General features: G+C 70.5%; 13 protein-coding genes. 6 read left to right on the forward strand and 7 right to left on the reverse strand.

Translation table 11 applies throughout. The features are described from left to right. Positions 1-7 precede the first annotated feature (7 nt). The 3 genes from ABZ803_RS25610 to ABZ803_RS25620 all read left to right on the forward strand — a co-directional run bounded on the left by ABZ803_RS25610 (position 8) and on the right by ABZ803_RS25620 (position 2,321). Entirely contained in the window at positions 8-1,102 is a 1,095-nt protein-coding gene (locus ABZ803_RS25610) for an LLM class flavin-dependent oxidoreductase (RefSeq protein WP_357042960.1), read from the forward strand. Beyond that, entirely contained in the window at positions 1,099-1,704 is a 606-nt protein-coding gene (locus ABZ803_RS25615; protein ID WP_357042962.1) for an FMN reductase, read from the forward strand. The genes ABZ803_RS25610 and ABZ803_RS25615 overlap by 4 nt, the downstream gene beginning before the upstream one ends. Positions 1,705-1,772: 68 nt before the next feature. Further along, positions 1,773-2,321 (forward strand): YceI family protein, encoded by a 549-nt coding sequence (locus tag ABZ803_RS25620; RefSeq protein ID WP_357042964.1) that lies wholly within the window; start codon positions 1,773-1,775, stop codon positions 2,319-2,321. Positions 2,322-2,370: 49 nt separating this feature from the next. On the opposite strand, the gene ABZ803_RS25625 is transcribed toward ABZ803_RS25620, so the two are convergent. The 3 genes from ABZ803_RS25625 to ABZ803_RS25635 form a co-directional block, all read right to left on the reverse strand. Continuing rightward, positions 2,371-3,210: a DUF72 domain-containing protein gene (locus ABZ803_RS25625; RefSeq protein ID WP_357042966.1), complete on the reverse strand. Its 840-nt coding sequence runs from the start codon at positions 3,208-3,210 to the stop codon at positions 2,371-2,373. Between the two features lie 64 nt (positions 3,211-3,274). Further along, positions 3,275-4,792, reverse strand: a complete 1,518-nt coding sequence (gene glpK / locus ABZ803_RS25630; protein WP_357042968.1) for a glycerol kinase GlpK — start codon at positions 4,790-4,792, stop codon at positions 3,275-3,277. 25 nt (positions 4,793-4,817) lie between these two features. Then, positions 4,818-5,600, reverse strand: coding sequence for an IclR family transcriptional regulator (locus ABZ803_RS25635; RefSeq protein ID WP_062971602.1), 783 nt, complete (start codon positions 5,598-5,600; stop codon positions 4,818-4,820). A gap of 238 nt (positions 5,601-5,838) precedes the next feature. On the opposite strand from ABZ803_RS25635, the gene glpK (ABZ803_RS25640) reads away from it, so the two are divergent. Both glpK (ABZ803_RS25640) and glpD read left to right on the forward strand, forming a co-directional pair. Next, the gene (gene glpK, locus ABZ803_RS25640; protein WP_357042970.1) at positions 5,839-7,371 is read left to right on the forward strand and encodes a glycerol kinase GlpK; all 1,533 of its coding nucleotides are present in this window, start codon (positions 5,839-5,841) and stop codon (positions 7,369-7,371) included. Between the two features lie 50 nt (positions 7,372-7,421). Then, the gene (gene glpD, locus ABZ803_RS25645) at positions 7,422-9,101 is read left to right on the forward strand and encodes a glycerol-3-phosphate dehydrogenase (RefSeq protein WP_357042972.1); all 1,680 of its coding nucleotides are present in this window, start codon (positions 7,422-7,424) and stop codon (positions 9,099-9,101) included. A 37-nt stretch (positions 9,102-9,138) separates the two neighbouring features. On the opposite strand, the gene ABZ803_RS25650 is transcribed toward glpD, so the two are convergent. After that, entirely contained in the window at positions 9,139-9,303 is a 165-nt protein-coding gene (locus ABZ803_RS25650; RefSeq protein ID WP_357042974.1) for a hypothetical protein, read from the reverse strand. 118 nt (positions 9,304-9,421) lie between these two features. Here ABZ803_RS25650 and ABZ803_RS25655 point away from each other — a divergent pair, with 118 nt between their 5' ends. Then, entirely contained in the window at positions 9,422-10,096 is a 675-nt protein-coding gene (locus tag ABZ803_RS25655) for a class I SAM-dependent methyltransferase (protein ID WP_357042976.1), read from the forward strand. A gap of 1 nt (position 10,097) precedes the next feature. Here the strand turns inward: ABZ803_RS25655 and ABZ803_RS25660 are convergent, their stop codons facing one another. The 3 genes from ABZ803_RS25660 to ABZ803_RS25670 are packed head-to-tail and all read right to left on the reverse strand — an operon-like array spanning position 10,098 to position 12,658. Further along, positions 10,098-11,360: an acyl-CoA dehydrogenase family protein gene (locus ABZ803_RS25660; RefSeq protein ID WP_357042977.1), complete on the reverse strand. Its 1,263-nt coding sequence runs from the start codon at positions 11,358-11,360 to the stop codon at positions 10,098-10,100. Between the two features lie 6 nt (positions 11,361-11,366). Further along, on the reverse strand, positions 11,367-12,365 hold the full coding sequence (locus ABZ803_RS25665) for a phosphotransferase family protein (RefSeq protein ID WP_357042979.1): 999 nt from the start codon (positions 12,363-12,365) through the stop codon (positions 11,367-11,369). Then, positions 12,362-12,658, reverse strand: a complete 297-nt coding sequence (locus ABZ803_RS25670; RefSeq protein ID WP_063910361.1) for a DUF6285 domain-containing protein — start codon at positions 12,656-12,658, stop codon at positions 12,362-12,364. The genes ABZ803_RS25665 and ABZ803_RS25670 overlap by 4 nt, the downstream gene beginning before the upstream one ends. Positions 12,659-12,790: the final 132 nt, after the last annotated feature.

Consider the following 12,790-nt stretch of genomic DNA (forward strand, 5'->3'; position numbering starts at 1 on the left):
AGGCGTCGTGCAGTTCGGAATTTTCACGGTCGGTGATGTGACGACCGACCCCACGACCGGCCGGACGCCCAGTGAGCACGAGCGCATAACGGCCATGGTGACGATCGCGCGCAAGGCCGAAGAGGTCGGGCTGGACGTGTTCGCCACCGGCGAGCACCACAACCGGCCGTTCGTGCCGTCGTCGCCGACCACCATGCTCGGCTACATCGCGGCGCGGACCGAGCGGCTCCAGCTCTCCACCGCCACGACGCTGATCACCACGAACGACCCGGTGAAGATCGCCGAGGACTTCGCCATGCTGCAACACCTCGCCGAGGGGCGGGTGGACCTGATGCTCGGACGCGGCAACACCGGGCCGGTCTACCCCTGGTTCGGCAAGGACATCCGCGACGGCATCCCGCTGGCGATCGAGAACTATCACCTGCTGCACCGGCTCTGGCGCGAAGACGTGGTCGACTGGGAGGGCAAGTTCCGCACGCCGCTGCAATCGTTCACCTCGACGCCGCGCCCGCTGGACGACGTACCGCCGTTCGTCTGGCACGGCTCGATCCGTAGCCCCGAGATCGCCGAGCAGGCGGCCTACTACGGCGACGGATTCTTCGCCAACAACATCTTCTGGCCGAAAGAGCACTTCCAGCGGCTGATCGCGCTGTACCGGCAGCGCTACGAGCACTACGGCCACGGCTCCGCCGACCAGGCGATCGTCGGCCTGGGCGGACAGGTGTTCATGCGCAAGAACTCCCAGGACGCGGTGCGCGAGTTCCGGCCCTACTTCGACAACGCGCCGGTGTACGGGCACGGCCCGTCGCTGGAGGAGTTCACCGAGCAGACCCCGCTCACGGTGGGTAGCCCGCAGGAGGTCATCGACAAGACGCTCACCTTCCGCGCGGCGTTCGGCGACTACCAGCGCCAGCTGTTCTTGATGGATCACGCGGGCCTTCCGCTGAAAACCGTCCTGGAGCAACTGGACCTGCTCGGCGAGGAAGTGGTTCCGGTGCTGCGCAAGGAATTCGCGGCTCTGCGCCCGGCGCACGTGCCCGACGCGCCCACGCACGCGAGCCTGGTCGCCGCCCGCGACACCGCACTGGAGGCGACCCGATGACCCGCATCGCCGTCGTCGCCGCGGGCCTGTCGCAGCCGTCCTCGACCCGGCTGCTCGCCGATCGGCTCGCCGCCGCCACCGGCGCGGCGCTGACCGCCTCGGGCGCGGACGTGGCATTCGACGTGGTCGAAGTACGCGAGCACGCCCGCGAGCTGGCCGACAACCTGCTGACCGGGTTCGCGCCCGGCGGGCTGCGCGCGACGATCGACACGGTGACCGGCGCCGACGGCTTGATCGCCGTCACGCCGATCTTCAACGCGTCCTACAGCGGCCTGTTCAAGACGTTCTTCGACGTCCTGGAACCGGACGCGCTGGCCGGGATGCCGGTGCTGCTCGGGGCGACCGGCGGCTCGGCGCGCCATTCGCTGGCGCTGGAGCACGCCCTGCGGCCGATGTTCAGCTACCTGCGCGCGGCGGTCGCGCCCACCGCTGTCTACGCGGCCTCGGAGGACTGGGCGTCCGCGGCGGCGGGCGGATTGAGCACCCGGATCGACCGTGCCGCAGCGGAATTCGCCGCGCTGCTGACCGGCACACCGCGCGAGCGGGCCGCCGATCCGTACGACGACCCGGTACCGTTCGCGCAGCTACTCGGCACCCACTGACCCATTCCCACCGACCGAGCCCGACCCACACCCAACTAGTTCAATTCTCAATCATCAAGGAGAACACCATGTCGACCGGAACCACCAACGCTCTCACCGCGGGCACCTGGGCCATCGACCCGGCCCACTCCACCCTGGGCTTCTCGGTACGCCACCTGATGGTCAGCAAGGTACGCGGCCGCTTCACCGACTTCTCCGGCAAGCTGGTCATCGGCGAGGACGGCAGCGCCTCGGCCACGGCCGAGATCCGGGTCGACTCGGTCACCACCGACAACGAACAGCGCGACGCGCACCTGCGCACCGCGGACTTCTTCCAGGCCGAGGAGTTTCCGGTGGCCACCTTCGAATCCACCGGTTTCCGGGTGAACGGCGAGGACTTCATCGTGGACGGCGAGTTCACCATCCGCGGCGTCACCAAGCCGGTCACGCTGGACGTGGAGTTCCTCGGCGTCAACCCCGGCATGGGCCACGGGCCGGTCGCGGGCTTCGAGGCCAAGACCGTGATCAACCGCCGCGACTTCGGCATCACCATCGACATGCCCCTGCCCGACGGCGGCGCGGTGATCGGCGACAAGATCACGCTCACCCTCGAGATCGAGGTCGGTTTGCAGTCCTGAGTTGATCCGGACGGTCCCGCGGGAGTTGCCCGCGGGACCGTTCTTTTCGTCAGAAGAGGGTCATCGGCTCGGCAGGCGACGGCTGCGGCAACGGGTCGAGCTGCGGCAGCCGGGCGCGGACCTCGTCGTGGAAGCGGCGGGCCAGCTCCAGCGAGCCCGCATTGTCGGGGGTGTGCACGAACACCGTCGGCGACCGGCCTTCGCGCAGCCACTCGGCGACCGTGCCGACCCACGGCTGCCAGCCGCCGACGGTGCGCTCGACATCGTCGCGACCGTGGTAGCGCACGATCGGGTACTCGGTCAGGGCGCGCATCCTGCGCCGCACCCGCGGCTTCTTCGACGCCGCCTCCTGTTCCGCCGCACTGGTGGGCGGACCGTCGAAGAGCACGGTGGTGTCGAACGGAACCCATTCGGCGCCCACCCTGGACAAGACGTATTCCAGCCTGCGCGCCGCCTGCTCGTCGGCGAAGAACGCGGGATGCCGGACCTCGACGGCGGCCCGGTATGTGCGCGGCAATTGCCGCAGGAATCCGGCCAGCGCACCGAGATCGGTGGGGCCGAACGAGCCGGGCAGCTGCACCCACAGGGCGTGAATGCGTTCCCCGAGCGGCTCCATCGCGGCGAGGAACGAGCGCAGATCCTCCTCGACGCCGGTCAGCCTGCGTTCATGGGTGATCGGCTTGGGCAGCTTGAGGACGAACCGGAACACGGGATCGCATTGGCTCGCCCACGATTCCACCGTTCGCCGCGACGGCGTCGCGTAGAAGGTCGTATTGCCTTCGACCGCATTGCACCACGTGGCGTACCAGCGCAGCCGCTCCCCCGGCGCGAGCTGCCTTTCCTGCCAAGCCGCGTGCGTCCACATCGCACATCCCACGTGAAGCCGCATGCTTCCGACGCTAACCCACCATCCCGACACGCTCGTCCCGGCGGCACGCGACCGCGACCGGGACTCACCGCCGCGCCCGCTTCGCCGACCGGACCCAGCCGAAGGTCAGCTCCACGGCGCGCTTCCAGTTGTCGTACTCCTCCGCTCGCAGCTCGGGGTCCATCGATGGAACCCATTGCGCGGCAAGGCGCCGGTTGTTCCGCAGTCCTTCCAGGTCCGGCCAGTAACCGACGGCCAGGCCCGCGGCGTACGCGGCGCCGAGCGAGACCGTCTCGGCGACGAACGGACGCGACACCGGAACGTCGAGGACGTCGGCCACGATCTGCATGAGCAGGTTGTTGGAGGTCATGCCGCCGTCCACGCGCAGCGCCTCGGCGCGCAGGCCCGAATCGGCGTTCATCGCCTCCACCACGTCGCGGGTCTGCCACGCGGTGGCCTCCAGCACGGCGCGGGCGATGTGGCCCTTGGTGATGTAAGAGGTCAGTCCGGCGATGAGACCGCGGGCGTCGCTGCGCCAATGCGGTGCGTAGAGCCCGGAGAACGCGGGCACGACGTAGCAGCCGCCGTTGTCTTCGACGGTGCGCGCGAGGGTTTCGATCTCCGGCGCACTCGTGACGAGCCCGATGTTGTCGCGCACCCACTGCACGAGCGAACCGGTGACCGCGATCGGACCTTCCAGCGCGTAGACCGGCTCCGGGCCGATCTGGTAGCCGATCGTGGTGAGCAGGCCGTGCCCGGAACGCACCAGCTCACGCCCGGTGTTCATCATGAGGAATCCGCCCGTTCCGTAGGTGCACTTGGTTTCCCCACGCGCGAAACAGGTCTGGCCGAACAACGCGGCGTGCTGGTCACCGAGCGCGGCGGCGATCGGGATGCCGGGCACCACCCGGCGCGTAGTGCCGTAGGACGCGGTCGACGGCTGGATGCGCGGCAGCATCCCCGCCGGGATGCCGAAGAACTCCAGCAGTTCGTCGTCCCAGGCGAGGGTGCCGATGTTCATCAGGAGGGTACGGCCTGCGTTGGTGACGTCGGTGCGGTGCAGGCCGCCGTCCGGACCGCCGGTGAGATTCCAGATCAGCCAGGTCTCCATGGTGCCGAACAGCACCTCGCCCCGCTCGGCGCGCTCGCGCAGACCGGGCATCGTGTCCAGCATCCAGCGCAGTCGCGGCGCGGCGAAATAGCTCGCCGGTGGCAGACCGCACAGTTCGCGGATCCGGTCGGCGCCCGGCTTGCCCTCCAGTTCCCGGACCAGTTCTTCGGTCCGCACGTCCTGCCAGACGATGGCGCGACCGACCGGCGTGCCGGTGCGGCGGTCCCACACCACGGTGGTCTCGCGCTGGTTGGCTATGCCCAGCGCGACGATCTGATCGGCGGCCACTCCGGAATCGCGCAGGGCCTGCGGCACGATCCGCTCGACGTTGCGCCAGATCTCCACGGCGTCCTGCTCGGCCCATCCCGGCCGCGGGTAGTGCTGCCGGTGCGGGCGCTGGGCGACACCGACGAGCCGGGCACGCTGGTCGAACAGGATGCACCGCGTGGAGGTGGTGCCCTGATCGATGGCGAGCACGTAACGCTGCTTCATGCTGCTCCTGGAGGAAATCCGCTGGTCACCGGCGCGACGGCGGTCGGTCGCCCGCACCGAGATCGCGCGACACCGCCCGTGCGGCGTCCAGCACCCGGCCGACGAGCGCGGGCCGGTGCCGCGACTTGGCGTCACAGAGCCGGTCCACCGCGCCGGTGATGCCGATGGCGCCGACCACGAGCCCACCCGGCGCCCGGATCGGCGCCGCGATACCCGCCTCGCCGGTCCGGAACTCCTCGATGTCGCCCGCCCATCCGGCTCGCCGCACGCCGGCCAGTTCCCTGGTGAGCGCGGCGCGGTCGACGAGGGTGCGGTGCGTGAGCGCGGCCGGCTCGGCCCGGCGCACCGTCGCGGCCAGGTCGGCGTCATAGGCGAGCAGCACCTTGCCCAGCGCGGTGGCATGCGGCGGCAGGAGTTCGCCGAGTTCGAGCGCCTGTTCGGTGTTGTCCGGCCGGAACACGTGATGGACCACGACCACAGCGCCGTCCAGCGGCGCGCCGATCCGCACCGCCTCGCCCGTGCGCGCCGCCAGCGCGTCGGCCCAGTTGATAGCGCGGGAGCGCAACTCGTTCGCGTCGAGGTAGCCGCCGCCCAGGTGCGGCAACGCCGCGCCGAGCTGGTACTTGCCGCTCGCCGGGTCCTGGTCGACGAAGCCGACGCCCTGGAGCGTGCGCAGGATGCCGTGCGCGGTCGGCTTGGGCAGGTCGAGCGCGCCCGCGATGTCGCCGACGCCGAGACGACCGGAGCCGCGGGCCAGCAGTCGCAGCACGGCCGCCGCCCGCTCGATCGACTGGATCGGACCCGGCATGTCCGGAAACCTATCCCCCGTGTCGTGATTCGACAATCGTGTGCGACACCCGGCGCACCCGGTATGAGCTGCGCCATACCTTCGCCTCGCCCGACTCGGCAGCCATGGCGTTCTCCGCGACCGGCCCGAGCGTTCGACATTGTCGAATGGCGGCGCTGTCCGGGTCCGGCATTCCGCCGTAGTTTCCGTTTCGAGCACGGTCGCGCCCGCGGCCTGCGCGGCGAACGGAGGCTCAGCGATGACTCGGGGCGGTAGCCGGTACGTCGGCGCCATCGACCAGGGCACCACGAGCACCCGCTTCATGGTGTTCGACCACGGGGGCAACGAGGTTGCCCGTCACCAACTCGAGCACGAGCAGATCCTGCCGCGCCCCGGGTGGGTGGAGCACAATCCGACCGAGATCTGGGAGCGCACCCGCGCGGTCGTGCAGACCACGCTGACCAAGGCCGATCTCGTCGCGAGCGACCTCGCCGCGGTCGGCGTCACCAACCAGCGGGAGACCACGGTGGTGTGGAACCGCAAGACGGGGCGGCCGTACTGCAACGCGATCGTCTGGCAGGACACCCGCACCGATCGCATCGCCGCCGAATTGGAGCGGGCCGGGCACGGCGACACCATCCGGCGCAAGGCGGGCCTGCCGCCCGCGACCTATTTCTCGGGCGGCAAACTGCGCTGGATCCTCGACAACGTCCCCGGGGTGGCCCGGGACGCCGAACGCGGCGACGCGCTGTTCGGCACCACCGACAGCTGGCTGCTGTGGCAGCTCACCGGCGGGGTGGACGGCGGCGTGCACGTCACCGACCCGACCAACGCCAGTCGCACCATGCTGATGGACCTGGAGACATTGGACTGGGACGATGAACTGCTGGACTTGTTCGGGGTGCCGCGCGCGATGCTGCCCAGGATCGCGCCGTCGGCGAATCCGGACCTGTTCGGCCGCACCCGGCCCGACGGGCCGTTCGGCGGCGCGGTCCCGCTCGCCGGTGTGCTCGGCGACCAGCAGGCCGCCACCGTCGGACAGGTCTGCTTCCGTCCCGGCGAGGCGAAGAACACCTACGGCACCGGCAACTTCCTGTTGCTCAACACCGGAACCGAGATCGTGCGATCGCAACACGGACTGCTCACCACCGTGGCCTACCGATTCGGCTCGGAGAAGCCGGTGTATGCGCTGGAAGGCTCGATCGCGGTGACGGGCTCGGCGGTGCAGTGGCTACGCGACCAGCTGGGCATCATCTCCGGTGCGGCGCAGAGCGAGTCGCTGGCCCGGCAGGCCGAGGACAACGGCGGGGTGTACTTCGTGCCCGCGTTCTCCGGATTGTTCGCGCCCTACTGGCGGTCGGATGCGCGCGGCGCGATCGTCGGCCTGTCCCGCTACAGCACCAACGCCCATCTCGCGCGGGCGACGCTGGAATCGATCTGCTACCAGACCCGCGACGTGGTCGAGGCGATGCAGGCCGACTCCGGCGTCCGGCTGGACGTGCTGCGGGTGGACGGCGGCGTCACCGCCAACGAGCTGTGCATGCAGTTGCAGGCCGACTTCCTCGGCGTGCCGGTGTCGCGCCCGGTGGTCGCCGAGACCACCGCCCTGGGCGCCGCCTACGCGGCCGGGCTGGCGGTCGGCTTCTGGAGCGACACCGACGAACTCACCCAGAACTGGAACGAAGCGAAGCGCTGGCACCCGGCCTGGTCGCCACCGCAGCGTGAGCGCGGCTACGCGCGCTGGAAGAAGGCGGTAGCCCGCACCCTCGACTGGATCGACGACGAGGACTGAGCCGGCGACCCCGTCGTACCCGAATATCCCCGAAACAAGGAGACAGCGCTGTGTCCGCACGATTGGACGCCCGATACCGCGACCGCGCGGTGAACTCGCTCGGTGACACCGAGATCGACGTGCTCGTCATCGGCGGCGGCGTGGTCGGCGCGGGCGCCGCACTCGACGCCGCCTCCCGCGGCCTGACCGTGACCCTGGTGGAGGCAAGGGACTTCGCCGCGGGCACCTCGAGCCGCTCCAGCAAGCTCATCCACGGCGGACTGCGCTACCTGGAACAGCTGGACTTCTGGCTGGTGCGGGAGGCGCTCAAGGAACGCGGCCTGCTGCTGCACCGGCTGGCACCGCACCTGGTACGGCCGGTGTCGTTCCTGCTGCCGTTGCGGCATCGCGTGTGGGAGCGCGCCTACATCGGCGCGGGCGTCGCCCTGTACGACACCATCGGCGGCGCCCGCGCCCTGCCGATGCACCGGCACCTGTCGCGCACGCGCGCGCTGGAACTCGCGCCCGCCCTGCGCGAGGACGCGCTGACCGGGGCCATCCGGTACTTCGACGCGCAGGTCGACGACGCCCGGCACACGATGATGATCGCGCGCACGGCGGCCGGGCACGGCGCGACCGTGCTCACCCGCACCAAGGTGACAGCGCTGCTGCGCGACGGCGAGCGCGTCGTCGGCGCGGAGGTCACCGACCTGGAGACCGGACGGGTGCACGCGGTCCGGGCGCGCCGGGTGATCAGCGCCACCGGAGTGTGGACCGACGAGATGAACCGGATGACCGGCGTCGAGTTCCCCTTCCACGTCCGGATGTCCAAGGGCGTGCACATCCTGGTGCCGCGCCATCGCCTGCACTTGGACACCGGCCTGATCATGCGCACCGAGAAGAGCGTGCTGTTCGTCATCCCGTGGCACGGGCACTGGATCATCGGCACCACCGACACGGACTGGTCGCTGGACAAGGACCACCCGGCCGCCAGCGACGCCGACGTGCGCTACCTGCTCGATCAGGTCAACCGGGTGTTGCGGGAGCCGCTCACCCGCGACGACATCGTCGGCACCTACGCGGGTCTGCGCCCGCTGCTGTCCGGCGCGTCGTCCGACACCGCGACGCTGTCGCGGGAGCACGCGGTCGCCGAACCGGCCCCAGGCCTGTTCGTCATCGCGGGTGGCAAGTACACCACCTACCGGGTGATGGCCGCCGACGTCGTGGACGCGGCGGTGGCGGGACTCGGCCGCGCGGTTGCGCCGTCGGTGACCGAGCACCTGCCGATCCTCGGCGCGGTGGGCTACCAGGAACTCGCCGGCGACCTCGACGGCCTGGCGCAGCGCACGGGCCTGCCGCGAGCGACGGTGCAGCGGTTGCTCGGCCGGTACGGCTCGACGATCACCGACCTGTTCGACCTGATCGCCCGCGAACCCGAGCTGGGTGAGCCGCTCACCGGAGCACCCGAATACTCGGGCGCGGAGGTGGTGTACGCGGTGACGCACGAGGGCGCACTGCACTTGGACGACGTGCTCACCCGCCGCACCCGGGTGTCCATCGAAACGGCCGACCGAGGCCTGGCCGCCGCTCCCGGGGTGGCGCGGCTGATCGGCGCGCACCTCGGCTGGGACGCCGCGACCACCGAGCGGGAGATCACCCGCTACCGCGATCGGGTGCACGCCGAATTGGCCGCCAACCAGGCGGTCGACGATGAATCCGCCAACGCGGCCCGATTGATCGCCGTGGCCTGAGCCCCTGGCACGGTTCTCACACGGAACCGTGCCGAGTTCACTGATCCATGCCGCTGTGCCCGCTCGGCGTCGACTCGTCGGTCTCGAGTTCGGCGCCGGCCGGGTGCTCGTCGGCGTGCGTCGGCTTGGTGTGCTCGTCGGCGAAATCCGCGTCCTGCTGCATCGACTCCGCCGTGGTTGGATCGATATTCGGTGTGCTCATAACCCGCGCGTACCCAGCGGTACGGCCCTGACGCACGCACCTCGGCCGCGCGGGAAAGCAGGCTCGGCGGGAGTGGCGGGTTGACCTCGAGCACGGTTGAGGATGGAGCATGGTGAGCATGACTCGTCCAGCTGATTTCTGGAACACCGTCTATGACAACGACACCGCCCCCTGGGTGATCGGCGAGCCGCAACCGGCCATCGTCGCGCTCGAACGGGACGGCGGCATCACCGGCCGCGTGCTCGACCCGGGCTGCGGCGCCGGCGAGCACACGATCCTGCTGACCAGGCTCGGGTACGACGTGCGCGGAATCGACATGTCGCCGAGCGCGGTGGCGTACGCGCGCGCCAACGCCGCCGAGCAGGGTGTGCCGTCGGCCGTCTTCGAGGTGGCCGACGCCCTCGCGCTCGGCGACCGGCCGGAGTTCGCCGGTGAGCCGCCCGGCTTCGCGCCCGCGTTCGACACCATCGTCGACAGCGCCCTGTTCCACGTCTTCGGGACCGAGGACGAGGCGCGCGCCGCCTATGTCCGCAGGCTGCACGCGATCTGCAAGCCGGGCGGCACCGTCCATGTCCTCGCGCTCTCCGATGTCGAGCCGGGGTTCGGCCCGCGGATCAGCGACACCTTGATCCGGGAGTCGTTCCGCGACGGCTGGACGGTGGAAGACGTGCGGCAGGCGCGCTACCGGGGGCGGGTGACCGACCCGGTGGCCCAGGACGCGGCGAACCTGGAGGTCTCCGCGTCCGGCCACGTCGACCTCGCCGCGTGGCTGGCCCGGATCCGCCGCCTCTGAGTCACACGCCCTTCGGCGCTTTGCTTCCCATGAAGCCGAACAGGTAGCCCGCCACCCGCCGCATCTGGATCTCCTCGGCGCCCTCGGTGATCCGGTAGCGCCGGTGGTGGCGGTAGATGTGCTCGAACGGCTTGTGCCGGGAGTAGCCGAGGCCGCCGTGTACCTGCATGGCGCGGTCGGCGGCCTCGCAGCACAACCGGTTGGCCCAGTAGTTGCACATCGAGACCTGCTCGGAGACGGCGAACGTGCCGTAGGTGTCCATCGACCAGGCGGTCTTGTGGATGAGGGCGCGCAACATCTCGCACTGGGTGTGCAGCTCCACCAAGGGGAACTGGATCGCCTGGTTGGCGGCCAGCGGCTTGCCGAAGGGCTTGCGCTGTTTGGCGTAGGCCACCGACTCGTCGATGCAGTACTGCGCCGCACCCAGACTGGACGCGGCCTGGCGGATCCGGTTCTCGTTGAAGAAGTGCTGCACCACCGCCAGGCCGCGCCCCTCGCCGCCGAAGACGGCGCTGTCGGGGACCCGGACGCCGTTCAGGGAGACACGCGCGTGGTCGGTGGGCATGTTGAAAGTCCAGAGGTATTCCTCGACGACGAAGCCCGGGGCGTCGGTGGGCACCAGGAACGCGGTGATGCCCGCCGCGTCGCCGGGGCCGCCGGAGGTGCGCGCGAAGATCAGGTCGGCGTCGGCGATGTGCACGCCGGTGTTCCAGGTCTTCTGCCCGGTGATCACCCAGTCGTCGCCGTCGCGGACCGCCGCGGTCTCCATGTGGGTGGCGTCGGAGCCGTGCTCGGGCTCGGTGATACCGAAGGCGAAGAACTTCGTCCCCGAGGCCAAGCCGTCCACCCACTGCGCCCGCTGCGCGGGTGTGCCGTGTTCGAGCATGAGCAGCAGGCCGACGTTGTTGGCGACGATGGCGTGCTCGTTCTGCAGATCGCAGTGCAGGCCGAGGCCGCGCCGGGCCAGGTGCTCGCGGATCACGGCCATGCCCAGGTTGGTGCCGTCCCGGCCGCCGTACTGCGCGGGGAACGCGTATCGCAGGTGCCCGGCGGCGTCGGCGCGCCTGCGTACCTCGGCCAGCAGGTCCTCCCATCGCGCGTTCGGCAGGCCGCCGCGCTCCCAGTCGGTGCGGGCGTCCTCGCGGCGGTGGTCGAAGAAGCGGATGTTGTCGTCGGTCTGCTCGAGCGGCGTGATCTCGCGCTCGATGAACGCGTCGAGTTCGGCCAGGTATTCGACCAGTTCCGCGGGTAGCTCGAAATCCATCGGGCATCAGCCTTTCGCAGTGGGTCGGATCTGCATCAGCAGGTCCCATTCGATTTCCGACACGCGGCGCCCGCTGGCCGCCATCACGATGTCTCGCACGCTGCCGTCCGAGTGTGCCGCGGCCTGCCCGGCCAGCCCGATGCCCCAGGCGAGCGTGCACATCACCTTCCACCAGCGGAACCGGTCCTCGTCGAAACCGCCGCCCGCGCGCCGGTAGCCGCGCACGAACGCGGCGCGGCCCGCCAGCCCGCCGAATTCCCGGTCGTCCGCGCGGAAGCGCCACATGCGCAGCGCGGGCCAGGCCACGTCGCGCATCGGATCGCCGTGGCGCTGCGCGCCTTCCCAGTCCAGCACGGCTCGCAGGCCGTCGGGCCCGACGACGATGTTGCCGTTGCGCATGTCGGTGTGCAGCAGCGCGGTACGGGGCGGCGCAGGCGGGCAGTGGCGTTCCAGCCAGCGCAGCGCGAGGGCGAACACCGGCCGGTCCGGTAGGAGTGCGCGCACGTGCTCGCCCGCCTCGGTCAGCTGACGTTCCGGATCGGCGGCCGCTTCGGGCAGGCGAGCGGGCGCGGTCGCCGGGTCGATGGCATGCAGACGGCCCATGGCCGCACCAAGCTGTTCGGCCACTCGTTCGCCGAGCCCCGCCGCCTCCGTCAGCCGTAATACCCTGCGGGGCACGGTTTCCCCGTCCACCCGTTCGGAGACCACGAACGGCCCGCCGACATAGGCGCTGTCGGTACAGATCGCGACCACGGGAGGCACCGGCACACCGTGCGTCCGTGCCAGTTCGCGGACGGCGGCCTCCACGTCGACCGGAACCAGCTCGATCGCGCTCGGCACGATGGTCGCGACCAGGCGTCGCGCCTCGCCCTCCAGGTCGGTTTCGAAGGCGACGTTGCGGCGACGGGCGCCCGCGGAGAGGTATTCGACGTTCGACACCGTCACCGCGCGGCCGCTCCCCGACTCGAGGAACCGGGCCAGACCGCGTGCCAGGTCGGCGCTCACTCGCCCGCCCAGGCGTCGTACCCGGGTTTGGCGATCGCCAGATCGGCCCGCACGATCGAAACCAGCGCTTCCCGGAGTCGCTCGTCATCCCCCTCGGCCACCGCGTCGAGCAGCTCGCGCTCGTGCTCGGCCGCGGCGGGGCCCGATTCGATCTCCCTGCGCACGATCCTGGCGAGATTGGCGCCCACCCGCGCCTTGTGCTGCAACCCCGCGGGCAGGGCGGGCAGCAGCGTCTGCTCGAGCAATTCGGCGATCGATTCCAGCAGCTCCGCTGCCGATGGGCGATTCTGCATGCGTTCCCCTCGGTCGGTTCCGGCCCCCAGCATGGCACGCACCGGTACCGCCCCGATCGGCACTTTCGGCCGTCACCCCTGGCCGCGCACCCGCGACGATCCGCCGCCGAGTCCCTTCCTGTGCGCCGGCTG

Origin of the sequence: Nocardia sp. NPDC047648 (assembly GCF_040642815.1) — a bacterium.
Classification (GTDB): domain Bacteria; phylum Actinomycetota; class Actinomycetes; order Mycobacteriales; family Mycobacteriaceae; genus Nocardia; species Nocardia gamkensis.